Annotated in this window: 15 protein-coding genes and 1 pseudogene; 8 read left to right on the top strand and 8 right to left on the bottom strand. The window is 62.2% G+C overall.

Annotated elements, in window-relative coordinates:
- Nucleotides 1-4: 4 nt before the first annotated feature.
- Complete coding sequence (gene metE, locus B7E02_RS09790; RefSeq protein WP_080795527.1) at nucleotides 5-2,257, bottom strand: 5-methyltetrahydropteroyltriglutamate--homocysteine S-methyltransferase; 2,253 nt, start codon at nucleotides 2,255-2,257, stop codon at nucleotides 5-7.
- A gap of 687 nt (nucleotides 2,258-2,944) precedes the next feature.
- Between metE and B7E02_RS09785 the strand changes: the two genes are divergently transcribed.
- The 3 genes and pseudogenes from B7E02_RS09785 to B7E02_RS09775 all read left to right on the top strand — a co-directional run bounded on the left by B7E02_RS09785 (nucleotide 2,945) and on the right by B7E02_RS09775 (nucleotide 6,173).
- Complete coding sequence (locus B7E02_RS09785; protein WP_080795524.1) at nucleotides 2,945-3,223, top strand: hypothetical protein; 279 nt, start codon at nucleotides 2,945-2,947, stop codon at nucleotides 3,221-3,223.
- Between the two features lie 320 nt (nucleotides 3,224-3,543).
- Nucleotides 3,544-4,785, top strand: a pseudogene (locus B7E02_RS09780) (threonine/serine exporter family protein); the annotation flags it as partial.
- Between the two features lie 917 nt (nucleotides 4,786-5,702).
- Entirely contained in the window at nucleotides 5,703-6,173 is a 471-nt protein-coding gene (locus B7E02_RS09775; RefSeq protein ID WP_080795522.1) for an Hsp20/alpha crystallin family protein, read from the top strand.
- Between the two features lie 765 nt (nucleotides 6,174-6,938).
- Here the strand turns inward: B7E02_RS09775 and B7E02_RS09770 are convergent.
- Complete coding sequence (locus B7E02_RS09770; RefSeq protein ID WP_080795520.1) at nucleotides 6,939-7,640, bottom strand: GntR family transcriptional regulator; 702 nt, start codon at nucleotides 7,638-7,640, stop codon at nucleotides 6,939-6,941.
- 201 nt (nucleotides 7,641-7,841) lie between these two features.
- On the opposite strand from B7E02_RS09770, the gene B7E02_RS09765 reads away from it, so the two are divergent.
- The 4 genes from B7E02_RS09765 to B7E02_RS09750 are packed head-to-tail and all read left to right on the top strand — an operon-like array spanning nucleotide 7,842 to nucleotide 14,172.
- Nucleotides 7,842-9,116, top strand: coding sequence for an NRAMP family divalent metal transporter (locus tag B7E02_RS09765; protein ID WP_218672387.1), 1,275 nt, complete (start codon nucleotides 7,842-7,844; stop codon nucleotides 9,114-9,116).
- A 54-nt stretch (nucleotides 9,117-9,170) separates the two neighbouring features.
- Entirely contained in the window at nucleotides 9,171-9,935 is a 765-nt protein-coding gene (locus tag B7E02_RS09760; protein ID WP_080795517.1) for a LamB/YcsF family protein, read from the top strand.
- The gene (locus B7E02_RS09755; RefSeq protein ID WP_080795514.1) at nucleotides 9,932-13,375 is read left to right on the top strand and encodes an ATP-binding protein; all 3,444 of its coding nucleotides are present in this window, start codon (nucleotides 9,932-9,934) and stop codon (nucleotides 13,373-13,375) included. The genes B7E02_RS09760 and B7E02_RS09755 overlap by 4 nt, the downstream gene beginning before the upstream one ends.
- Nucleotides 13,375-14,172 (top strand): putative hydro-lyase, encoded by a 798-nt coding sequence (locus B7E02_RS09750; protein WP_218672396.1) that lies wholly within the window; start codon nucleotides 13,375-13,377, stop codon nucleotides 14,170-14,172. The genes B7E02_RS09755 and B7E02_RS09750 overlap by 1 nt, the downstream gene beginning before the upstream one ends.
- 167 nt (nucleotides 14,173-14,339) lie before the next feature.
- On the opposite strand, the gene B7E02_RS09745 is transcribed toward B7E02_RS09750, so the two are convergent.
- From B7E02_RS09745 to B7E02_RS09735, 3 genes are all read right to left on the bottom strand, one after another.
- Nucleotides 14,340-15,392 carry an AAA family ATPase gene (locus tag B7E02_RS09745; RefSeq protein ID WP_080796885.1) on the bottom strand — a complete coding sequence of 351 codons (1,053 nt, stop codon included), beginning with the start codon at nucleotides 15,390-15,392 and terminating at the stop codon, nucleotides 14,340-14,342.
- Nucleotides 15,393-15,556: 164 nt separating this feature from the next.
- Complete coding sequence (locus tag B7E02_RS09740) at nucleotides 15,557-18,484, bottom strand: DUF3427 domain-containing protein (protein WP_080795510.1); 2,928 nt, start codon at nucleotides 18,482-18,484, stop codon at nucleotides 15,557-15,559.
- Entirely contained in the window at nucleotides 18,481-18,879 is a 399-nt protein-coding gene (locus B7E02_RS09735; protein ID WP_080795507.1) for a (deoxy)nucleoside triphosphate pyrophosphohydrolase, read from the bottom strand. Before B7E02_RS09735 ends, B7E02_RS09740 begins: the two co-directional genes overlap by 4 nt.
- A gap of 452 nt (nucleotides 18,880-19,331) precedes the next feature.
- Here B7E02_RS09735 and B7E02_RS09730 point away from each other — a divergent pair, with 452 nt between their 5' ends.
- Nucleotides 19,332-20,231, top strand: coding sequence for a patatin-like phospholipase family protein (locus B7E02_RS09730; protein ID WP_080795504.1), 900 nt, complete (start codon nucleotides 19,332-19,334; stop codon nucleotides 20,229-20,231).
- A gap of 26 nt (nucleotides 20,232-20,257) precedes the next feature.
- On the opposite strand, the gene cydC is transcribed toward B7E02_RS09730, so the two are convergent.
- Genes cydC through cydB form a run of 3 tightly spaced genes read right to left on the bottom strand, consistent with a single transcriptional unit; the run spans nucleotide 20,258 to nucleotide 24,389 of the window.
- Nucleotides 20,258-21,859, bottom strand: coding sequence for a thiol reductant ABC exporter subunit CydC (gene cydC / locus B7E02_RS09725; RefSeq protein ID WP_080795502.1), 1,602 nt, complete (start codon nucleotides 21,857-21,859; stop codon nucleotides 20,258-20,260).
- Nucleotides 21,856-23,358 (bottom strand): ABC transporter ATP-binding protein/permease, encoded by a 1,503-nt coding sequence (locus tag B7E02_RS09720; RefSeq protein ID WP_179129705.1) that lies wholly within the window; start codon nucleotides 23,356-23,358, stop codon nucleotides 21,856-21,858. Before B7E02_RS09720 ends, cydC begins: the two co-directional genes overlap by 4 nt.
- The gene (cydB, locus tag B7E02_RS09715; RefSeq protein ID WP_080796883.1) at nucleotides 23,355-24,389 is read right to left on the bottom strand and encodes a cytochrome d ubiquinol oxidase subunit II; all 1,035 of its coding nucleotides are present in this window, start codon (nucleotides 24,387-24,389) and stop codon (nucleotides 23,355-23,357) included. The genes B7E02_RS09720 and cydB overlap by 4 nt, the downstream gene beginning before the upstream one ends.
- Nucleotides 24,390-24,393: the final 4 nt, after the last annotated feature.

Below are 24,393 nucleotides of genomic sequence, written 5' to 3'. Positions count from 1 at the left end.
CAACCTACCGTGCCGACAGCGCCGCCCGCGCCTGGACGGCAGCCCGGACCAGGATCCCAAGCGCCGCGTTCGTCTCCTCCCAGCCACGCGTTTTCAATCCGCAGTCCGGATTGACCCACAACTGCCGCGGGTCGACGGATTCCAGGGCGGCGTCGAGCAGTCCGCGCACCTCCTCGAGGGAGGGCACACGCGGGGAATGGATGTCCCACACGCCCGGGCCGACGCCGAGTTGGAAGCCGGAGGATCTCAGGGCGCTCAGAACTGTCATATCCGAGCGTGCGGCCTCGATGGTGGTGACATCGGCATCGAGGTCGATGATTGATTCAATGAGTTCATTGAACTGCGAGTAGCACATGTGGGTGTGTATCTGGACCCCGCTGGGGGCGCCGGCGGTGGCCAGACGGAAGGCCCCGACCGCCCACTCGGTGTAGGCCGGACGATCGGCCAGACGGAGGGGAAGCAGCTCGCGGATGGCGGGTTCATCGACCTGGATGATCTTCGCCCCGGCGGCGATGAGATCCGCGATCTCATCGCGCAGTGCCAGGGCGATCTGGTCGGCGGTGACCGACAGCGGCTGGTCATCGCGGACAAAGGACCACGCGAGCATGGTCACGGGACCGGTGAGCATGCCCTTGACGGGCCGGTCGCTCAGCGACTGGGCATAGGTGAACCAGCGCACCGTCATCGGCTCGGGTCTGGTGACATCGCCGTAGAGGATGGGCGGACGCACGCAGCGCGAGCCGTAGCTCTGCACCCAGCCGTACTCGGTGGTGTGGTAGCCGTCGAGAAGCTCCGCGAAGTACTGCACCATGTCATTGCGCTCCGGCTCCCCGTGGACGAGCACATCCAGGCCCAGCGCCTCCTGGCGCGCGATGACCTCCGCGATCTCCGCCTCCATCGCCGCTTCATAGGTGGCGGCCGAGATCTCACCGCGTCGCAGCCGGGTGCGCGCCGCCCGAATCTCCCTGGTCTGCGGGAAGGAGCCGATGGTGGTGGTCGGCAACGGAGGCAGGCCGAGGGCCTGTTCCTGAGCGTGACGACGCGCGACGAAGTCCTCGCGTACGCGATCCTTCGCGGTAACGGCTCGGGTGTCCCCGTGGGTGCGGGAGGAGGTCGACCGTGCGGCGAGTGCGGAGGAGGCGGCGTCGAAAAGCTCCTGGTCCGTATCGCCCGCGAGGGCGCGGGCGAGCGCCGCGACCTCGGTGATCTTCTCCTGGCCGAATGCGAGCCAGCTCCGCAGCTCATCGTCGAGCGTGGTTTCAGGGTCCAGGCTGTAGGGGACGTGGAGCAGGGAACAGGAGGTGCTGACCGCGACCGGGCCGCGTGCGGCGAGACCGCGCAGGGTGGCAAGGGCGACGCAGAGGTCGGTGCGCCAGACGTTGCGGCCATCGACGATCCCCGCGACCAGCAGTTCCTCACCTGTCCACGCCTCCAGGGCGGTCCTGCCCGCGGTGACCAGATCCACTCCGATTGCGTCGAGGCCGATTCCGCAGAGGGTGCGCAGCGCCTGGTCGCCGGCACCGAAATAGGTGCTCACCATCAGCCGTACCGGCGCCTGCGCCAGCTTGAGGTAGCCCGAGCGCACGCGGTCGAGGACAGCCTCGGGAACGTCCGTGACCAGGGAGGGCTCGTCGAACTGCACCCATCCGGTCGGCAGTTTCGGCAGGAGTTCGGCGTAGGTGTCGAAGAGCGCCTCCAGATGGTCGAGGGGATCCGAGCCGTCGGTGGTGCGCGCCAGGGAAAGATAGGTCAGCGGTCCGACCAGCACGGCACGCACCGGGACCCCGCGGCGAAGCTGTTCCTGCAGATCCCCGAGCAGTGCGGCATCGTCCAGGGTGAACCGCGTATCCGCGTCCAGTTCCGGGACCAGGTAGTGGTAGTTGGTGTCGAACCATTTGGTCATGGCGCTCGCCGGCAGCTCATCGGTGCCGCGGGCCGTGGCGAAGTAGCGGTCGATGTGGGCGGGAAGACCGTCACCCCCATGGTCGGGAATGGTCCGGACGCGCCGGGGCAGGACCCCGAGAAGCGCGGAGGCATCGAGCATGGAGTCGTAGTAGCTGCGGCCACCGCTCGGAACCGAATCGATGCCGGAGGCAAGCAGCGTGTCCGCGTACTCATCTCCGAGGCGCGTCGCGGTCTCGCTGAGTTCATCGCCGGTGCGTTCACCGGACCAGTAACCCTCGAGGGCGAATTTCAGTTCACGGTGCGGGCCGATTCGCGGCACGCCCGTAATGGTGGAGGAAAACTGAGAAGTCACTTGGTTGAAGTCCTTCTGATTGTGAGCCGAACGTGCGATCCCGGCTAGGAGGCACGACAACCGGCACCACCCCGGCGTCCGGGTATGCGGGAACACCGGGTGTGCATTGAAGGACTGCCCCGGTTTTCCTCGTTACCGCCCAGTGGTGATTCCACTGCCGTCGAGGTGGTCATGCCTACCGCGTGTACCGCGTTCCTCTTCATCCGGGGCTCCAGGGAGAGGGTGAAAGGCAGACCGATTGCGTACTCAAGGCAACACTGGACAAAGCGGTCTGTCAAGGAAACGGGGGGAGTTAGATTCACGGTGGGGGTATCGGGGCCACCGGGGATTCACCGGGGAGCCATGGCTATCGGGGCCACCGGGGATTCACCGGGGAGCCATGGCTGGTGGACTCCGTATCGGGATCCGGGGGTGCGGGAAAGGATCCACCTTTCCGGTGCCGTCGCGGGTCTGGAAGCGCGGCGGAGTCACACTGCGGCCCCTATTGTTTTGATTAGAGAACAAACGGGAGGGATAAGCGTGCGCACCCTGCCCCGAAACTCAGCCCACTGTCCGGAGGTCGACCGCGGGTCTCCGGTGATAATGATCACGCTCGAGAGGATCACTTCCGGTCGCCTCATTGTGATCGACCCCTTCATGATGGCCGGCCCCGGCTGCGTTCCTCAGATGCCCTCCGGCGCCTGAACGGTGTCGGCCACCGTGGCCGACATCGGGCACCTCAGGTTCGGGTACCTCAGTGTGCTGGCCCGGTTCATCTCGCTTCACGACGCCACCGCCACCCGCGACCTCGACACCGACGTGGACGTCGACGTGGACGTCGACGGGGGAGCGGTGATGGTGTGCGGTGCCGGAGCTGTCGACCGCCTCCTCCCCGCACGCCCGGACTGGCGCTACCTGTCCCGCGATCAGGGCCACGCCTGGCTCGATGACACCCATCACCCCGTGAGACCGTGTCGCGGACTTTGAGGGTCACCCTCCCTGCTTGCCCGTTCGAACGATGCCTTCTTCTGCCTGAGCGGCTGGGGTGACGGAGGGTACTCCGGGTGGTGGGGTTTCGGTGCGGACGGAGGGGTGAGTCGGGTGCACTTTGATTTCGAGGTCTTCGGCGGGGCGCGCTGAATGCCGGGTGTGCTCCAAATTGGGGTGACCCGGGCTCCCCGGCGGAGTAGTCTTGTTTTTTGATCGGGCAGGTTCGGACATTTTGGAGGGTTCTCGTGGAGGATACCGCTGCTGGAAAAGAGCCTGAGGCCAAGAAGCTCCTGGAAATGGTGGAGGACCAGCGGCGGATGGGCGTCGAGGCAGATGCCGTCCTCCGGCTGGGCATGATGCTCATGGGCGCGGGCACCGGGGGATACCGGGTGATGCGCGCGATGAAGCGCGCCGCCAGGTCCCTGGGGTTCGATGACCTCGACGTCATCGTCTCGGTCAACACCATCACCTGCACCTTCCACCGCGGCGAGCGTTTCCGCACCGTGGTGGCCAATCAGCACAACCCCGCCGTCGACGCCTCCCGGATCGAGGCGATCGAGCACTTCACCCACAGCATCGATCGGCCGATGACCGCCGAGGAGCTCAATGCCTACCTCGACCGCATCGAGGAGAACGTGCGCAAGCGGTGGTCCTGGTGGATTCTCGCGCTGGCCGCCGGTCTCGCCTGTGCCGGATTCGCGCTGCTCAACCACTATTCCGCGACGGAGGCCGCCGTGGTCGCGGTTTCCGCGGCGTCGGGCCAGACGCTCCGCTTCATCCTCGGTCACCGCCACCTCAACCAACTGGGCACCGTCGCCATGGCCGGTCTCGCCGCATGCCTGTCCTACTACGGGATCTCGGTGGCGCTGTCGGCGATGGGCGTGGTGGATCCCGGATCCCTGTCCGCCGGCTACGTCGCGGCCGCTTTGTTCCTCATCCCGGGATTCCCGCTGTTCTCCGCGATTCTGGATCTGAGTCGTTTTGACATCACCGCGGGCCTGTCGAGGCTGACCTACGCCTGCCTGGTGATCGCCACGGCGACGATGTCGGTGGGCACCGTGTCGTGGATCACCGGCCTGAATCCGCTGCCACCGGGCCCGGGGGAGGCAGACGTCGCGTGGTTCATCACCGCTGCGCTGGGAACCGCGATGGGCATCGGCGGATTCGCCTTCCTCTTCAATTCCTCCAGGCGGATGGTCACCATCGCGGTGCTCATCGGCACCGTGGCCAATGTCCTGCGCCTGGGGCTGCTGGCACTGGGGTTGCCGCAGCAGTTCTCGGTGTTTGTCGGGGCCCTGGCGGTGGGTCTGCTCGGCGCGGCGATGGCCAAACCCGCCCGTCTGCCGCGGATCACCATGACGGTTCCGGCCGCCGTGATCATGATCCCGGGGACCGCGATGTACCGCACCGTGTACTACCTCAACACCGGTGACATGGATGTGGCCATATCCAACGCGGTGACCGCGGTGCTCAGTGTTATCGCCATCGGCGCCGGCCTGGTGGTCGCGCGCATGCTCACCGACCGCGACTGGGCCTTCGGCCGGTTGATCGATTTCGATCACAGACCCGGTGCGGCGGGCGTGGCGGCCGCCGGTCGGGGTGGCCTTCACCTTCCGTTTCCGGGGAGGCGGGCACCACCGGGCATGGGTAGGCTGGTCGTTCACAGGGCATTACCGAGACCACCGACCGCATCCGGGCTCCGGCCGGGAATCAATCCTTTCGAGGAGAACACCATGAGTAGCTATCTTCTTGGTCCACCGACCGTCGGGTCCGAGATCCTCGAGGCCGAACCCGTACCACTCGTCGTCGCCAGGTTCCCCGACCATCCCTTCGCCGAAATGTCCGCGGCCTTCGACTCCACCTTCGCGGCGCTCTTCCCGGCGCTCGCGGCCCGGCAGATCACCCCCGTGGGCCCTGCCGTTGCCGTGTATCACTCCATTCCCGGTGACACCCTGACATTCGAGGTCGGCATTCCGGTGGACGGACCCTTGACCGGGGAGGTGCACACCGAGGGTGGGGTGATTCTGTGCAACTCCACGTTGCCGGCCGGTCCCGTTGCCCGGACTAGCTATTTCGGCGGCTACGGGGGACTGGGGGAGGCGTGGTCACGATTCATCACATCCCTCGACGACGTCAGGCAGGCGATGCCCTACTGGGAGGTCTATGTCACCGAGCCCACCCCCGACGCGGACCCCGCAACCCTGCGCACCGACCTCTACACGGCGGTCACGCCGGAGCGGTAGCCCTGATCACCCGGCCGCTGCCTGACGACGCCCACCACCCCGACCACCCACCCTGGATGGTCGGGTTTCTACCATATGTGGCCCGAATTACCAAACAGTGTGGTTGAAACCCCTTTACAGCTCCATGTCACCTTCCTACAATTGGTTCTTGGGTCCCGGGAGTGGGGCACGGGTTCCACGGATCAAGTCCATTCACATACAGCCCCACATTGTGAATCCACAGGAGGCCAATCATGGCAACACCCGTTCGTTTCGATCCTTTCGCTGAGCTCCGCGCCATCCAGCAGCGTTTCCTCGGAGACGATTTCTTTACCGACAGCGCCCGCGCCGCATCACTTCCGACCACGGATGTGTACACGGAGGACGATAAGCGCCTTGTCGTCGAGGCGCACCTACCGAATTTCTCCGATGATGACATCGAAATCCAGGTGGATGACGGCGCCCTGGTGATCAGGGCCCAGCGGAAGAACACCGAACCAGACGATGACCGCAAGTACCTGGTGCGGGAATCCTCATCGAGTTTCTACCGTCGGATCCAGCTGCCCGAGCGCAGCGATGAAGCCGGTATCACCGCCGACTTCGACAAGGGCGTGCTGAAGGTGACGGTACCCTTCCAGGAGATCGCCGCCCCGAAGAAGATCGAGATCAACGGCGGACACTCCGCATCGACACCGGCAGTCGAGGAGAACAAGGCCAGCCAGTAGCCGCCGGACCAAGCCCCCGCCAGTTTCCCCACGTCGGCGGGGGCTCCGTGTATTCCTATTTCCTCGGCTTTCGGGAGCGGTCGCGGTAATCCGTTGATCAGTGGATTGCAACAGCGGGAGATTTCGCCCCTGAGATGCGGGCCGTTTCCGTCGTCCATCACGGCACGATCCGAGAGGTCCTGCTCCGGCCGCAATCAGAAACCTGACCCCGGTTTCTCAAACACCCAACATCCCAACTCTCCGGTACTGAAAAGGCAACTCCTGCCCTTGCAAAGCATGTACTACGAGCTCGGAGAGGCAAGGGCGCTGGCAATCGCGTCGGAGGAAGGCTCCGATCGTGGCTCAATCCGGAGGATCGCCACATCTCCCGGAAGCAATCGAGCCACCTTTGAGAAAAAATACCACCAGATTCTGCGCCCACACCTCCACAGATGAATAGGACCACCGTTTCGAACACGCGACCAGAAGCGGCACTCACCCGCGCCGCCGACCAGACCGTTGAGCCGGGGCTCGGTGGCAAGCGTGTCCGTCACCTCTCCGGGTCTACTCGGAGGCCACCAGGAGGCCATCAGTGCCGATCCGAGACATCCGCAGGCGGTGTGGGAACTGAAAAGTGCGGGCGCGGTATCGGGGCTGATCGGTGTGGTTCAGCATGCCGGGATCTCACCGACGCGGGCTGATAGCGGGGCGACACGGGCTTTCCTGCCCCGGTGGAGGGCGGCAGGAAGCCCGTGACGATTCAACTCGTGCGCCCCAGGTGGGATGCTACTCTCCGCTCCCCATGGGAGTGCGTTCATAGGCGGCAAGAAGCAGACGTTCTGCGCGGACCAGGTAAGTGTCCAATACGCTGGCGGCTTCTTCAGTCTCACCTGATTCGACAAGCTCCAGTACTTCGCGGTTGAGGTCGAGGAATGGAGCGTGCAGGTACTCGGGGTCGTCGACAAGCCCGAATACGAGTCGCATTTCTGCGGAAAGAAAGGTAAAGATCCTGGTCAATCGCGGACTATCTGCCAGCGCGATGATGGCGTCGTGAAAGGCGATGTTGGTGGTACCCACCATTTTCCAATCATCCTCTGACCTGGCTTTTTCCGCCCTCTCCACTGCCGAACGCATGTCGGCGACCGCAGGGTGTTTGGGAAAGGCCTGCCTTATCGCCTGGCACTCGATCATGCGTCGGACACGGTACAGGTCGATGATTGAGGTCAGGGTCGGGGTGGTCACATAGGCACCGCTGTAGGGGACCTGGGTGATGAGGCCCTCGTGGCTGAGCATGCGAAATGCTTCGCGCAGAGTGTTACGTGAAACTCCGAGCTGGTCGGCCAGTTCCGCCTCGCGAAGCCGCGCCCCAGGGGTCAGAGTGCCGTCGATGATCCTATTTCGCAGATGCGTCATCGTTTCATCGGCGAGCGGCACTGGAATCGGCCCTTTGGCCTGCGGTCTGTCACTGGGAAGAGCCCGGGAATCCATCTGATCAGCATAGCGCTGACCCCACGAATCGGTGCCAAATGCCTCGGTGATTTCGCCAGGTCTGTTCAGTCAAAAGTTCTATTTGTTCAACAAAAATCCGGGATTGTTCAAGTAGAGTCTTTTTTTGCTGAGGATATCCGACTATGCTCCAAATCACCCCGCAGTGCGGGACCCCGCAAAGTAACGCTGAAAGGAACTGACATGAGCAAACAGCTACACGGCGAACTGGACGGGGCGCAGGCTATGACCTCGGCACCCAAGCAGGATGCGAAAAGTTTCACCAAGGCCCGCAGGGCTTCATTGATCGGTGCGATCTTCATGATGGCGACTTCGGCCATCGGTCCCGGATTTATCACGCAAACGGCAACCTTCACTCAAACCATGGGTGCTGCGTTCGCCTTCGGCATTCTGGCGTCGATCGTGATCGATTTCGTGGTCCAGGCCAATGTCTGGCAGATCATCACGGTTTCAGGCAAGCGAGCAGCGGAACTGGCCAACGCAGCAGTACCGTTCAGCGGTTACGTTCTTTCGGTGCTCGTGATCATCGGTGGGTTGGTGTTCAATATCGGCAATATCGCAGGCGCCGGACTTGGATTGAATGCCATGCTGGGCCTCAACCCGAAGATCGGCGGACTTATCAGCGCAGTTCTCGCCATCGCGATCTTCCTATCTCACCGTGCCGGTCTTCTAATGGACAGAGTGATGATCATCCTTGGTCTGCTCATGATCGGCCTCACCATAATCGTTGCGATCATCGCCAACCCGCCCGTGGGTACCGCACTGCACCAGACGTTCCTGCCTGACACCATCGACTTCGCGATGATCACCACCATCGTCGGTGGCACCGTCGGTGGATACATCACCTACGCGGGTGCCCACAAACTACTTGATTCCAATACCGCGGGACCCGAGCATGTCAAGCAGGTTACCAAGTCAGCGTTCATGGGAATCGGTGTTACCGGGATCATGCGCTATATCCTCTTCCTGGCCTTCCTCGGTGTGACCACAAGCGGTGTCACCCTCGACGTCGCGGGCAACCCCGCCGGTGATGCCTTTCACGCAGCTGCAGGCGAGTGGGGAATGCGTGCTTTCGGTCTGGTCCTGTGGGCAGCAGGTATCTCCAGTGTGATCGGAGCGGCTTTCACCTCGGTGTCATTCATGACGGTCTTCAGCTCCAAACTCGACCAGCGTCGCCGGGGCCTGGTGACGGTGGTGTTCATCATCGTCGGTCTCTCCGCCTACCTGGTGGTCGGCACGGCGCCGGCGGCACTGCTCGTATTCGCAGGTGGATTCAACGGACTGATCCTGCCCATCGGCTTTACAGTGTTTATGTACATCGCCTGGTTCCGCAAGGACCTCCTGCACGGTCATCAGGTTCCTTATTGGCTGCTCGGCCTCGGTTCACTGGTAACGGTTCTCACCTGGTACATGGGTGTTGTCTCCTTCGTGAAGATCTTCGCCTTCCTCGGTGTGTGATCGACGAACAGGACTGACAAGATGGCGACAAACCGACAAACGGAGGAAAAGAGAATGTACATTGACCTCAACAGTGATCTCGGCGAAAACTACGGCGCCTGGCGCATGGGCGATGACAAAGCCATGCTCGGCATTGTTACCAGCGCAAATGTCGCTTGTGGTTTTCATGCGGGTGATCCCCGTTCGGTGTTGGAAACCCTGAAAGAGGCGGCAGAATGTGGAGTGACTGTCGGCGCCCACGTCGCCTATCCTGACCTCTCCGGTTTCGGGCGTCGTGAGATGAATCTCTCCGCTTCCGAGCTCGAAGCAGATGTCATCTATCAGATCGGCGCATTGGCGGCGTTAGCGAAGGCCGCGGGTACGACGGTCAGCTACGTCAAACCTCATGGCGCCCTGTACAACACCATTGCCCGTGATGAACGTCAGGCGGCTGCGGTGATACGCGCATTGCAAGTGGTAAATCCCGAGCTCCCACTAGTTTGTCTCGCGGCTTCGCAACTTATAGAACAAGCACGAGACGCGGGACTGCGCCCGGTTGCCGAGGCATTCGCCGATCGCGCCTATGAGCCCAGTGGTCTGCTGGTGTCGCGCCGTGAAGCCGGTGCGGTACTCCACGATCCCGCCGAGGTGGCGGCGCGGATGCTGACACTGGTGAAGGAGGGCACAGTCACCGCGCGCGACGGCAGTGAGGTTCGACTCGATGCGGAATCCATATGCGTGCACGGGGACAGTGATGGCGCTGTACAGATGGCGATCGCGGTTCGCGAGCATCTGGTCGGTGCCGGAGTGTCCCTTCGATCCTTTGTGGGGCAGCGATGAGCCCGCAGGTGCAGTTGCGCGCCGTCGGAAGTGACGCAGTCCTGCTCGATTGTGGTGATTTGGACAGCGCGCTGGAGGTACTCGCTGCGCTGACCGTGGCCAGGCAGGACGGCCGACTTGAGGTGGCAGAATTGGTTCCTGCCGCAGAAACGGTCATGATTCGTGGCGGTGAGGCCCGTGATCCGCGCGCTTTGTCCGACAAGCTGCCGGAGGTCCTTGCCAAAGGGGAGCGCGTGAGCTCAGGCGCAGCTGACACAGCTGCGACGGTGGTCCCCGTTCTCTATGACGGCGGCGACCTGGCAGAAGTCGCAGGTCTGCTGAACATGAGTATTGATCAGGTCATTGCCCGTCACACCGGCACCGACTATACGGTTGCCTTCACTGGTTTTGCCCCGGGTTTCGCCTACCTGTCCGGCGGCGACCCGGCACTCAACGTGCCACGGCGCTCAACCCCGCGTCCGCGTATCGACGCCGGATCAGTCGGCCTGGCGGGTTCCTTCTCCGGCGTCTATCCGCGCCGGAGCCCGGGCGGATGGCAGCTCATTGGCCGCACGACCAGCGCCATGTGGGATCTGAGCCGGGAGCAACCGGCACTTCTCACCCCTGGATCGAAGGTGCGCTTTGTCGTGGAGAGGGAAAGGGTGGATCTGGGTGCGGAAGCGAGACCACGGTCCCAGGAAGCAGCAGTCCTGCCAGAAGTTGCGGGGCGGCCAGTTCTCAAGGTCACCGAACCTGGCCTGCAGACTCTGATCCAGGATCATGGCCGACCGGGATTCGCAGAAATGGGTGTCAGCGCCGCTGGCGGTGCGGATCCCCGCGCACTCGACGGTGCCAACGCACTGGTAGGAAATTCGAGCGGCGCTGCAGTCCTTGAGCTGGGCATGGGCGCGTTCACTGCCGAGGCGATTGCCACGACCACCCTCGCCATCACAGGCGCACCGCGAGCAGGTCTGATTAGGGGCGGAGCAGACACCCGTGAGGTCCCCTACGCTACCGCCTTTGAGCTGGAAGCAGGAGAATCGATAACACTTGAGGAGCCGAGCCGGGGGCGCCGCAGCGTCCTGGCGATCAAGGGCGGAGTGGCAACAGAGCTTGTTCTCGGCAGTGCCTCACGCGATACCCTGGCCGGACTCGGCCCCGCCCCACTGGAACCCGGTGATAACGTCCTTGCCGGTGAGATGGGCGTCGAAAAGCCCGCTTCTTATGTGCCCACACGCGGAAAGCTTCCGGTGCCCGGTCAAACCACCGTGCTCCGTGTCATTGCCGGACCGCGTGATGATTGGTTCGCACGCCCCGATGCCACCGGTTCGGAACGACTCTGGCGCCAGGACTGGACCGTCTCGCCCAGCAGTGATCGCGTGGGGGTGCGCCTGGCCGGTGTGCCGTTGGTGCGGGCGGAGGAGTACTCGTCGCGTGAACTGCCCAGCGAGGCCATGGCCACCGGCTCCCTCCAGGTCCCACCTGATGGCCAGCCGGTGATCTTCCTCGCCGACCACCCGCTAACCGGCGGATACCCGGTCATCGGTGTCGTGTGTGAGGAGGACATCGAGCTCGCGGCACAGCTGCCCAGCGATGCAAAGGTCCGTTTCATTCCCCATACGCCGGTGTCCGGTGGTACCGGACACATCGGATGCGAAGAAAGCCCAAGAGTGCACACTGCCGAAAGCGAGAAGCTGATGAATCCACCGAAAACCATCACCACCGTTCTGATCGCCAACCGCGGTGAGATCGGTGTGCGCGTTGCACGTGCCGCACGTGAGGCGGGGCTGCGTTCCGTGGCTGTGTACGCCGACGCGGATATCGATGCCCTGCATGTGCGGGCCGCTGATGACGCCTACGCGCTGCACGGGGAGACCCCCGGTGATACCTACCTCAACATTGACAAGCTCCTCGAAGTTGCGCGTGTGTCCGGCGCCGATGCCGTTCACCCAGGTTACGGTTTCCTTTCAGAAAGCTCCGAGTTCGCCCGCGCCGTGATTGCGGCGGGGCTGATCTGGATCGGCCCGAACCCTGACACCATTGATCTTCTCGGCGACAAGGCACGTGCCCGCGCCCTGGCTGCAGATGTTGGAGCGCCTCTCGTCCCGGGTACCAACGAGCCCGTACGTGATGCAGAGGAGATCGAGAACTTCGCAGATACCCACGGTTTGCCCATCGCGATCAAGGCGGTGCACGGTGGTGGTGGTCGCGGTATCCGCATGGTTCATCGCCGTGAGGACATCGCTGACGCCTTTGAGTCTGCGGTCCGCGAAGCTGTCACCGCCTTCGGGCAGGGGGACTGCCTGGTCGAACGCTTCCTCGAGCACCCCCGCCATATTGAGGCACAGGTACTGGGAGACAGCCAGGGACGTATCGCTGTGCTCGGCACACGCGACTGTTCGCTGCAGCGACGCAATCAGAAGCTCGTGGAGGAGGCACCCGCACCCTACATCTCCGATGAAATTCGTGAGCGCATTCACCAGGCTGCGGCGGACATTTGTGGCGCAGCCGGCTATGTCGGGGCTGCGACCGTGGAGTTTCTGCTCGGTTCGGACAACACCCTGTCATTCCTCGAGGTGAATACCCGACTCCAGGTTGAGCACCCGGTCACTGAGGAAGTCACCGGCATTGATCTGGTTCAGGAGCAGTTCACGATAGCCGCCGGCCTGCCCATGACCGTACCCGAGGAGGTGCCGCAGTATGGCCACGCCATCGAGTTCCGCATCAACGCGGAGGATCCGGCACTTGGTTACCTCCCGACGCCCGGACTACTTGAGCGTTTCGACGCCCCGAGTGGCCAGGGCGTGCGCCTCGATGCCGGCTACGAGGCAGGACAAACCATTCCGGGGACCTTTGATTCGCTTATCGCCAAACTGGTGATCTGGGGTAGAGACCGCGAGCAGGCGCTGGCGCGGGCCAGACGAGCGCTTGGGGAGTTCCACATTGAGGGCGTCGCCACGGTTCTTCCCTTCGATCGTTTCGTCGTCGGGGACCCGGCCTTCACCGCAACAGGGGGAGCGGGCTTTGCGGTGCACACCCGCTGGATCGAGGAGGAGTGCTCTGCTGATTTCCCGGTGCCGGCGGAGATCTCCGTCGGCCAGTCCGCGATCACGCGCCTGCCGATCGAAATTGACGGACGTCGCGCCACCATCGGACTACCGCTGGCGTTACTCTCACAGCTCACTCCGGTAGGCAATGTCGGTACCGCGTCTGAACTGGCTTCCTCGTCTGACCCTGTGTCCACTGGACCAGGCGCAGTGCTTGCACCCTTCGCGGGAACACTACGTACCTGGAAGGTGGAGGACGGGACAGTAGTGGAGGAGGGAGACACCGTTGCGGTTCTCGAGGCCATGAAGATGGAGGTGCCGGTAAAGGCGCCACGCGGTGGAACACTGCGTCACGGGCTTGCCAGCGGGGAGAATGCGACAGCAGGTCAGAGCATCGGTGAGGTGGAGAAATGATGATCAAGGCAACGACGAACCAGTTGGAACAGGCGCGCTCGGCACGGGCCTCCTACCGCGCGGGTGTGATGGAACCGACTAGTGGTATTGCGCATGGGCTGGTCCAGGCCAACCTCATTGCTGTGCCACGGGATTGGGCTTATGACGTGCTGCTCTACTCGCAGCGTAACGACAAACCCTGCCCGGTCCTGGAAGTGCTCGATGCCGGGGCGGTCGAGCCGAAGATGGCCCCCGGAGCGGACCTGCGCACCGATATTCCCGCTTACCGCATCTGGCGCGATGGTGAACTGGTGGAGGAGACGACGGATGCTTCACAGGCATGGGTCGAACATCCTGATCTTGTATCCTTCCTCATCGGGTGCAGCTTCACCTTCGAGGCAGGGCTGGTCGATGCGGGAATTGAGATCCGGCACCAGGTACTCGGCCGCAATGTGCCGATGTACCGCACCAACAGGGCTTGCGAACCTGCGGGACGTCTGACCGGCGAGCTGGTGGTATCCATGCGACCGATTCCAGCTGACCGGGTTGCCGACGCCGTGCGCATCTCCGCACGCTACCCGGCCGTCCACGGAGCTCCGGTTCACATAGGCGATCCTGTAGGTCTGGGGATTGGGGACATTTTCGCACCCGATTTCGGAGACCCACCGGAGCTACGCGACGGCGACGTACCCGTCTTCTGGGCCTGCGGCGTCACCCCGCAGGCGGCGATCATGGCCTCGCGACCACCGTTCGCGCTCACACACGCGCCGGGGCACATGTTTATCACCGACGTTCCCGATGCGCAGTACATTGCGTAAGGCGCCCGTGTAGCGTGGTTCCTGTTAATGGAGTCCGGAAAGCTGCATCTCTGACACACCCTGTGCGTGCAGGTAGGTCAGTGTTTTTGCGATCCTCCTTCGGAGAGAATGGAAAGAACTTTTCTGAGTGCTGGAAGCTGTGGTTGTTTGCTCAGCCCCGGCCAGGATCACTGGAGCCTTGAGTAAACATTGTCTGCAACTGCGGAAATTTTGGCCGCATAGCTGTCGCGCTGACCGTGTTGGGAGCCCTTGATCCCATCCGAGGATTGAAGTTTGGCGATAGGTGCATGGACATCTTGCGAGGTGGCTGGCATCGAGTACATGTGGGGCACGATTCCGAGGAGAAACTCTTCCTCTGGCTGTCCTAAGCTCGTGGCGATTCTCCGAGCTTCGTCGGCGAATCGCCCGCGGAAACGCTCAAAGGCACCGATGAGCTGCTCTTGCCCGCTGCTCTTCTTCTTCACATACTCCAGGGTCGTGTACCCCAAATACTTCAACTGTTTGCCATTGTGTCCTTGAAGTCGTAGGGATCGAGATTTCTCATCGACATTCGAAGAGTATGTACGCCAGGCATTCAGATTGCCTTCTGACATCTCGCTGTAATCAACGGTCCAGCTCTCAAACCATCGCGCCAGGTTTCCAAAGGCGTGGTAGCTAAATAGATCAGTGGAAGTCGGTGTGACAAAAGCGTCGCAGCCAAGCAAAACGGTGCGATTGAATGGGCCAAGGCTGGGACCCACGTCAAAGAAAATGTAGTCATATCGGCCTTCGTCTTCCATCGCTGTCGCGAGCTGGCCAGCCCAATGCACTCGGCGGAATGCCGCCGTCTGCTTACTCAACGCCGTTTGCCATGCCTCACTCATTACGTCCTCGATCTGAGACAGACTCGGATGACCGGGAAGAACGTCGACGCCAAAGCGATCCGAATGAACCGGAGTGATTTCGGTATCAATTGTCGGCTCACCTTCACGAAGAGGAATAAACAGCTTGTAGATAGAGTGCGATAACGACTCCTTCGTAGAATCAGCTGGATCCACTCGGGAGTCATAGATTGCTGCGGTCTGTTCCTCGGTGAGCATCAACTGAGTGGCGTTGCACTGTGGATCGCAGTCGACATAGAGCACGCGGTGGCCACGATCCGCGAAATCGCTCGCGATATTGGTTGACAGAGTCGTCTTACCAACGCCGCCCTTATTGTTGAAGAAGCTTAGTGTCTTAATCTGATTCATCGTGTTCCTGGAAGATTGACTCGTGGGCGGTGTGACCGCAAATAGCTACTTTGGCCAGGGAACTTGTACCTGGTCGTGGGAAAAGAGACTGTATGAATTATGCCCTATCACGACAACAGTTGCTCGTGAGCGCAACCTCGGGCAGAAACAACTTCCTAGCTGTGCTTGGTCTGAGTCAGATACTCGAACAGCGATTGCTCAACAGGGCTTTCAAGATCCAGGTCCATCGTCACGACGGACAGTCCTTTTCCGGCAACATTTTTCATGGTCTCTTCCCGCTGGTTTTCTGAGAGGGCCTTACCAAGATAGTAAAACTCCCTTCCCTCTGAGTCGTCCTTTTTGACCAAAAGGTGTAGGGCTGCTTCGTTGTTGATAATGGGCTGCAGTTCTTTGCTGTCAAACCGTCGACCGCTTTTTGAGAACCATCGCATGGTCTTAGGGGTAATGAGCTCATCCTCGTACTTCGTGCTTTCCGAAACACTCTCGTCTTTGTGATATGTCACAAAGATCGGCAGCGTGGCGGTGGATCTGTCGAGCTTGTAGCCATACATGGTGCTCTCATGGTTACTAGGCCAGTTGAGGAGTCGACAGACTTCCCTGCGTGAGTACATTGCTCCTGATTTCATCTCGCCGGACCAAAACCCCCGCTCTCGGGATAGGAAAAGTCCCGTTTCGATGATGTCATCAACGTGGTTGCTGAACACTTCTGCTTGGGTGCGATCTGGTTGAGGCTCAGCAAAATACAGATCGTGGAACTGGGGGCTTAGTTTGATTACCTCTCCGTCGCTGATCGCAATGGGTCTGCCACCGAACTTCTTCCTCTGCGCATCCATATAAAACTCCAATGAAAGAATGCGTTCGACTGATCTGATCGTGAGTTCATCGGCATTGGTGTTTTTAGAGCTGAGTAGCTGAGCGAACTCTGCTCGCGCGATCGTGCCGCGTTGAATGAGGGCTTGGAGCAGAAGTAGTTCGTGTGGACGTTTCCCGGGGAGCAGCTCTGTGGAAAGAAAACCCAATACCTCCAACTCCGCTGGACGTGGGGCGTGATCGACGAACTTGAGCCCGTGGAGCAAATGCCAATAGCTACGAGGCTGACTCCCTCTCGAGTATTGGGTACTAATGAGGACCGGGTCAACCGTGTCGAAACGGGCGAAATCGAAGAGTTGCGGCAGGCGCCCGAGGCGATTGATTAGGGCCTGGATATCTTTCTTGAATATTTGCTTGCCAACGAGCTTCGCCTCCTTGAGTGACTGAAGAACTAACTCCTGGGCGATCGGATCAAAGTTGACGCTAGAGACTTCGGCTATTGTTCGTGTCGAGTTGTGGTCGAGGAGGTTTTTGCGGATCGATTCCTTATTTCGCGAGTTGTCTCCGAAGAGAGCAACTGGGATGAGGTAGCTATTTTTGTAGTTGCCGATGAAATCGATGACTCGGAGATGATCTTTGCCAGGAGCTTTACGTAGGCCACGACCAAGCTGCTGAGTGAAAATAATGCTTGATTGAGTGCTTCTCAGCATGACGACCTGGTTGACGGGCGGGATATCGATGCCTTCGTTGAAAATGTCCACGGTCAAGATGTAGTCAATGGCGCCTTCTTCAAGTTCCTGAATTACGGCTTCTCGAAGTGCCGCTGAATCCTCTCCAGTAAGAACTTTTGTTCGGAGTCTCCGGCCATTGAGGTACTGCTCGTTGAAAATAGTGGATAGCTCGTGCGCCTCGTCCTTCCTGCTGCAGAACATCAGCCCCTTAACTCCGGTTGGATGCCCATATCGGCGCAGCATCTCGAGGACGTATTTCGCTCTCTCGTGAGACACAAGTTTTGCAAGCTCTGAGACGTCATCAATGACCTCATTCTCTGCATTGACGAAATCGGTGACACCATAGTAGTGAAATGGAACGAGCATCTTCTCTTCCAAAGCTCGTTGGAGGCGGATCTCGTATGGCACGTTGTAATCGAAAAGCTCAAAGATATTGAATCCGTCAGTTCGCTCAGGCGTAGCGGTGAGACCGAGTAGAAAAGAGGGGGCGAAGTAATCAATTATTTTTTTGTAGCTTTCCGCCCCAGCACGATGAACTTCATCGATGATGATGTAATCGAAGCGTTCTCGGCTAATGCTATGAAGGGTTTCATCTCTCGACAGCGATTGAACAGTGGAGAAAACGTAGTTCCGATCTAGCTCTCGGAGAGGTCCTACCAACTTGCCAAAGGAGTCAGAAGGCTCTTCCAGCACACGTTGAAACTCCGAAATAGCTTTGTTGAGGATCTGTTCGCGGTGAACAACGAACAGTAGTCGCTGCGGCTGCGCGGCCCGCACCGCAAGCGCTGCGAGAATAGTTTTGCCCGTACCTGTAGCTGAAATAACTACAGCCTTGCTCTCACCGAGATCCTGCAGATCCTGAAGAGCTTCAAGGGCTTCAGCTTGCATCGAATTGGGTGTGATGGTGCGCGAAGTTCCCTTCACGTCGAGTTGATCACCACCCGCGACAAGTCGCGGGTGCGACTTCCGGTTGGCCTCATAATCGGCGATCCATCCCTCAGTGAGGAGGTGGGAACGGCTCTTTTGGCGCCTAACCGCATCGTCTAATTGGAATGCGATGTCGCCTTCAGGAAATGCAGAAAAGCGAAGATTCCATTCCTGATTCACCAGAAGGGCATTGTCGGTGAGATTCGAGCTGCCGACAATTGCAGTGACCCCCTCAACTCGGTGAAAAATATAGCCCTTGGCGTGAAACCCGCGGTCGCCATCATCGTGGACATAGGTGGTGACGTTGTCTAATAAAAGCAACTCACGAAAAGCTCGGGGATCGTTGAAGTCAAGGTAGTTCGAGGTGATGATTTCACCGGTTCCCTCGAACTCAACGAGAGCCTCCTTGATTAATGCGATCCCTCGGCTGCTGATAAATGCGACTGAGAAGACAAAACTCTCAGCTTTGGCCAATTCCTCCCGAATGGCTCTGAGCATCTTGTGATCTTCGGAGTTCGAGATGAGAAGTGGATTCAGAATCTGATCTGACGCGACCGTATTATCTAGGAATCCGAACTCGATGTCGCGCCTGATTGAGGAATCAGCTTGCCTCATTGTCCCAACTTTTTCACGATGAGTTCGACGGCAGGTATATCGGCAGGAGCCCAGTTCAAAGAGGCCATCTCGCTCGGAGTCACCCAGCGGATCTCTTCATGTTCGGTCAGCATTGGTTCTCCACTCACAAGGGTGCAAAAATAGGTCGACAGAACCACAGTGCCGAAGTCATAATCGTGTTCCGTCGTCGTGACAAACTCACCGACTTCGGCTTCACAAAGGAGCTCTTCTCGGAGTTCCCTAGCGAGTGATTCCTCGGGGGTCTCACCAGATTCGATCTTGCCGCCAGGAAACTCCCAAAAACCAGCGAGGGCTTTTCCAGAACCGCGGCGAGCTGCGAGAATCTTGCTTCCCTTGGTGATCACAGCCCCGGTTACGTTAATCCGCTTTTTCAACTCGTGCTCCCTCGACTTCTGGACACTAGACCTGGCTAGTTTACCCTGTCGGCCCTTGTCAGAATTCCCACCCCTAACTCCCTACATCCCAACAGAATCACCAGTGTTGGACCCGATTTTGGTTCTTTGGGTAGCCGCATGGGCGTTTTCAACCTAAGCGCCACGCCCTCCCTTTCAGTGCCATTCTCCGCTGGAGGCAGCCCTGGATTCTCCCGCCAAGGATCCTTGTGTCAAAGCGGTCTCATGGACTACTCTTCCTCACCGGCGGCACAATGGCAGGGCTGGTGCGGTGCGGCGGCGGTGCGGATCATCGTAGGGGAGTGTTTCAATCACATCATCGATTCCGGAACCCATGCGCAGCTGACCTCCCGCGCCTCGCACCTGGCCGCGTTGTGTGGGGCGTGGTGGCCCAGTGACGGCGCAGCTGCGGCCTCGGGATTATTCTTTAGAACATGGCCACCCCAGACCCCCTGACCTTTCCCGATGTCGCCCTCGTCATTGAGGGCGGAGGGATGCGAAACGCCTATACGGCCGCGGTGATCGACAAGCTGATTGAGAACAGGATCCACTTCGGGTGGGTCGGCGGGGTCTCAGCCGGTTCCTCACACACCGTCAACTACCTGTCCGCCGATCGGCACCGCACGGTGGCCAGCTTCGTCGACTTCGCCTCGGATCGGCGTTATGTGGGGGTTCGCCCGCTGCTGCGCGGCCAGGGGTACTTCAACGCCAGGTACATCTACGAGATCGCGCCGGGGCCCGACCAGCCCTACCCCTTCGACTTTGAGACCTTCCGCCGTGATCCCACGCCCTTCGAGATCTCGGCGATGCGTGCCGATACCGGTGAGACCGTGTACTGGGGCAGGGACGACGCCCCCGATCTTCTCTCCCTGATGCAGCGGGTGCGGGCCTCATCCACGATGCCCGGTTTCATGCCGATCCCGGTGATCGACGGCGTCCCCTACGTCGACGGCGCGGTGGGGGAGACCGGTGGGTTGATGCTAAAGCCGGCCATTGACGCCGGATTCTCCCGTTTCCTCGTCCTGGCCTCCCGGCCGCGCGACTACTGGCGGGCCCCGATCTCACGGCCACGGGTGCTCAGTGCAGTGCTCAAGCGCTACCCGGAGGTCGCGCGCGCCACGATCGCGCGACCCGCGCTCTACAACGAGACAAAGCAGCGCATCCTCGATCTTGAAACCTCCGGTCGGGCCTACATCTTCTTCTCCGAGGACATGGCCATCGCCAACACGGAGAGCAACCTTGCCAGGCTGCAGGCCACCTTCAAGGACGGTCAACGCCAGACCGAGAGGGACTGGCCCGCGATCATGGAGTTCCTCCACCAGGCCAGGATCTGACCCCGCCCGCACCCCCAGGGTGACGCTCACCTGGGATGCCGCACCACCACGACCGTCCTGCGCGCCCGCCGCCCGGGCAGCTCATCGCGGGCCAGCAGCGCCAGCACCTCGGCCGAACCGGTGGCGTCGAGGTGTTCGGTCGGTTCGTCGAGAAGCAGGATGGGAGAGTCGGTCAGCAGCGCCCGGGCAAGCAGCAGTCGGCGTCGCTGTCCCCCGGAGAGACTGCCTGATCCGGAGGCCAGCACGGTGCTTAGACCCTCGGGCAGACCCCGGACCCACTCGGCGAGTCCGACGGCCCCGAGCACACCGGTCATCTCCGCATCGCTGGCTCCGGGTGCGCCGATGGCCAGGTTGTCGCGCACGGTGGTGGCGAAGATGTGGGCGTCCTCGGGGCTGAAGGTGATGCCGTTGCCGAGGACGGCGGGGTCGATGCCGCCGATCCGCACCGAGCCCGCACGCGCCGGCAGCAGCCCGGCGAGGGTGAGCAGCAGGGTCGTCTTGCCGCTGCCGGAGGGCGCGACGATCTCGTGCCTGGCGCCGAAGGGCAGGAAGAGATCGCAGACACCGAGCTCGCGGTCCCGGCCGTAGACCAGTCCACGTGCATCGATGTCGGGGGAATCCGGGCAGTCCAGCAGCCGCGGGCCGGGTTCGTCGGCATCGCCACTGAGTGAACCCAGGCGTCCGGCGGCGCCGGAGGCCCTGGTCACCGCGATGGCGGCGTCGGGAAGCAGCGAGATGGACTCGAACGCGGCCAGGGAGAGCAGCACCAGCACCGCCAGCCACTGCGGGGAATGGGCGGGGGAGCCATCGGCAACGAACAGCGAGGCGGCCACGGCCAGCACCCCGATGACGGTGAAGCCGTGGATCCACAGGGAACCCGCTGCACCGATCGCGCCGGCACCGGAGCCGGACTCCTCCGCAGCGGCGTAGTCCCGGGCACGGCCATCGGCTGTGGAAAGAGCCGTATCCATGTCCCCGCGAACCCGCAGTGCGGCGCTGTCGGAGAGTACCCGGTCCACTGCTGCGGTGTAGGCCTCGACGGCCGTGGCGCGCCGGGCCTCGGCGGTCCGGACGCCCCTGGCCGCGAGCGCGGGGGGAACCGTGGCCGCCAGGATCAGGCCGGTGAGCAGGATCCCGGCCACCGGCAGGCTGAGCGAGGCGGTGAATCCCACGGCGATGATAGCGGTCAGGCCGGCCACACCGGCGGGGACCACCGCACGCACGATCACATCGGAGACGGAGTCGATGTCGGTGCCCAGACGGGTGAGCAGGGCACCTCGTCCCATCCCGAGGGCCCTGGCGGGGGATGAGGCAAGGGCCGCATAGGCGTTGCTGCGTGCCCGCCCCGCGGTTTTCAGGGCGAGGTCGTGGGAGACCAGCCGCTCAATGTAGCGGAAGGCCGCCCGCGAGATCCCGAGGGCCCGTACGGCGGTGACGGCGACGGTCAGATCCATCACCGGCGGCATCTCCCAGGCGCGGGTGATCAGCCATGCGGAGACCACGGTCAGGGTGATCGAGGCGAGCATGGTCAGGCTTCCCGCGAGGACCGGGACCACGAGCTCGCGGGCCCGTAGCCCGCTCAACGGACGTGCGGTGCGCAGGAGCCGGAGTTCGGAGAACAGGCTCATGCGACCTCCACCACCGCGTCGGCGAACTCGCGCACCAGCGGATCGTGGGAGACCAGCAGGACCGTTGCCCCGCGGTCGGCCTCAGCGCGCAGCCGTGAGAGCATGGTGCGGGCGCTGTCGGCGTCGAGGTGTGCGGTGGGTTCGTCGAGAAGCAGCAGGTCGGCGCTGCGCTGCAACTCGGAGGCGAGGGCCACCCCTTGCCGCTGCCCGAGGGAGAGGGCAGCGGTGTCGCCGACGGTGGCTGCGTCGAGCACCGGTCGCTGTGGCAGGAAGGCACAGCGCTCCCACAGGCTGCTGCCGCGCAGGACCCCGTCTTCCCCGTGCACCTCCACCCGGCCGTGAACACCGTCTGTGGCGATCCCGAGAACGGTGAGCAGGGCGGTGGATTTGCCGCTGCCGTTGGGACCCCAGAGGACGGTGACCCGGCCGGGGCGGGCGGTGAAACTGAGATCGCGGGGGTGCGGGCCGTCGCGGCCATCGACGCTGACATGCTCGGCGACCACGGTCAGTGCTCCGCCCACCGGCGCAGAGCCGGGGGAGTCGGCGGGCGGTGAGGGGGCGGCGAGCAGGCTCAGGATCTCATCGGTGGCCGCCAGCCCGTCCTGGGCATCGTGGAAGCGGGCGCCGACCGCGCGGATCGGGTTGTAGACCTCCGGGATGATGATCAGTACCGTCAACCCGACCGCGAGGGTGAGATCGCCGGCGAGAAGTCGGAAGCCGATGCCCACCGCGACGAGGGCGACCGAGAGGGTGGCCAAGAACTCCAGGACGAAACTGGAGAGGAAGGCGATCCTGAGCACCCCGAGGGTCGAGGAGGCGTAGCGCCCGGACAGCCGCTGCACCTCGGCGACCATGTCCCGCTGGCGGTGGAAGATGCGCAGCGTGGGCAGGCCGGCTATGAGATCGAGGAGCTGATCCGACATTGCGGAGAGATCCCTCAGGCGCTGCTCGGTGCGACCGGCCGTCAGTGTGCCCACCAACCACATGAACACCGGAATCAGCGGCAGGGTCACCACGGCGATGAGCATGGACCCGGGATCGAGGAACCAGACCACGCCGAGCATGAACGGTGTGGCGATCACCGTCGCGGCCAGGGCCGGGAGGTAGCCGGTGAGGTAGGGTCCTAGTCCGTCCAGGCCCTCGCTCAGACGGGTCCGCCAGGCTGCCTGATCCACGGTGCGCGGATCGCTGTGGGCCAGGGTCCGCAGTGTTCTCCGGCGCAGATCGATGATCACCCGCGCTGCGGCGCGATCGGCGTAGCGGGTCTCCGCCCAGGCCAGTGCGCCGCGCAGTGCGGTGGCCAGAAGCAGAGCGAGAAGGTGCCGCGGTGGATCCTGCGGGTTCTCGATCACCCCCGCGGTCATCGTTCCGATGAGCACACCGATGACCACGGTGGTCACGGTCTTGGCGGCGGTGAGCAGCGCAATGAGCAGGATCCACCGGCGCACCGGCGCGGACAGCGCGAGCAGACGCGGATCGACCGGTCCCCTCCGGCTCACGCGGGTGCCCCGGCCGGCCCGGTGTCCCCCGTCGGCACCGTCGGCTCGGCGGTGATCCTCCTGCGGAACACCCAGTAGGTCCAGCCCTGGTACGCGATGACCGCCGGCGTCATGAATGCCGCCACCCAGGTCAGAATTCGCAGCGTGTAGGGGCTGGATGAGGCATTCCAGATGTCCAGGGAGGTCCCGTCGACCAGCGTGGTCGGCATGACCTCGGGGAAGAGCGCGGTGAAGATCAGGGCGACCGTGGCAAGCACGGCGACCGAGGTCGCGGCGAAGCTCAGGCCGTCGTGGTCAAAGCGCAGGAGTGCGCCTCCGGCGATGACGCCGATGATCACCACTCCCACCAGCACCCAGGACCACGATTCGCCGAAGGAGACCGCGGTCCAGATCACGTAGGGAACACCGCTGAGGACACTGAGCGTGACGACGGGCAGCAGTGCGCGCCCGGCGTGCGCACGCACCTCACCGGCCGTCTTCAGGCGGATGAAGACCAATCCGTGCAGGGCGAAGAGCGCGGTGAACGCGACGGCGCCGAGCAGGGCGTAGGGGTTGAACAGCCCGCCCAGGGCCGCGGCGGCGTCGATGCTGTGGTCCGCGCGGACGGGCATGCCGCGCAGAACGTTGGAGAAGATCAACCCCCACAGCAGTGCAGGTGTCCAGGAACCGACGATGATCGCGCGGTCGGACCAGGCCAGCCACCGCGGATCATCGACCTTCTTGCGCCATTCCAGCCCGACCACCCGCACGATCAGGGCGACGAGCAGCAGGAAGAGGGGAAGATACATCCCGGAGAACAGCGTTGCGTACCACTCCGGAAAGGCCGCGAACATCGCCCCGGCGGCGGTGATCAGCCAGACCTCGTTTCCGTCCCAGACAGGCCCGATCGTCTTGATGATCGCGTTCTTCTCGGCTCTGTTCCTGCCGATGAGCGGTGCGAGGATGCCCACGCCGAAATCAAAACCCTCGAGCAGGAAGTATCCGGCGAACAGGATCGCAACGAGAATGAACCAGATGGTGTTCAGATCCAACATG

The sequence above is a fragment of the Corynebacterium pacaense genome, assembly GCF_900169525.1.
GTDB classification, from domain to species: Bacteria; Actinomycetota; Actinomycetes; order Mycobacteriales; family Mycobacteriaceae; genus Corynebacterium; species Corynebacterium pacaense.
Note: the sequence above shows the minus strand (reverse complement) of the source record. Positions and strands in the feature narration are given on the sequence as shown.

What these genes read in the sequence shown, in the direction of transcription:
- B7E02_RS09750 (WP_218672396.1), top strand. Translation starts at nt 13,375, where the DNA reads ATGATCAAGGCAACGACGAACCAGTTGGAACAGGCGCGCTCGGCACGG.
- B7E02_RS09740 (WP_080795510.1), bottom strand. Translation starts at nt 18,484, where the DNA reads ATGAGGCAAGCTGATTCCTCAATCAGGCGCGACATCGAGTTCGGATTC.
- B7E02_RS09770 (WP_080795520.1), bottom strand. Translation starts at nt 7,640, where the DNA reads ATGGATTCCCGGGCTCTTCCCAGTGACAGACCGCAGGCCAAAGGGCCG.
- cydC (WP_080795502.1), bottom strand. Translation starts at nt 21,859, where the DNA reads ATGAGCCTGTTCTCCGAACTCCGGCTCCTGCGCACCGCACGTCCGTTG.
- B7E02_RS09760 (WP_080795517.1), top strand. Translation starts at nt 9,171, where the DNA reads ATGTACATTGACCTCAACAGTGATCTCGGCGAAAACTACGGCGCCTGG.
- B7E02_RS09730 (WP_080795504.1), top strand. Translation starts at nt 19,332, where the DNA reads ATGGCCACCCCAGACCCCCTGACCTTTCCCGATGTCGCCCTCGTCATT.
- B7E02_RS09755 (WP_080795514.1), top strand. Translation starts at nt 9,932, where the DNA reads ATGAGCCCGCAGGTGCAGTTGCGCGCCGTCGGAAGTGACGCAGTCCTG.
- B7E02_RS09775 (WP_080795522.1), top strand. Translation starts at nt 5,703, where the DNA reads ATGGCAACACCCGTTCGTTTCGATCCTTTCGCTGAGCTCCGCGCCATC.
- B7E02_RS09765 (WP_218672387.1), top strand. Translation starts at nt 7,842, where the DNA reads ATGAGCAAACAGCTACACGGCGAACTGGACGGGGCGCAGGCTATGACC.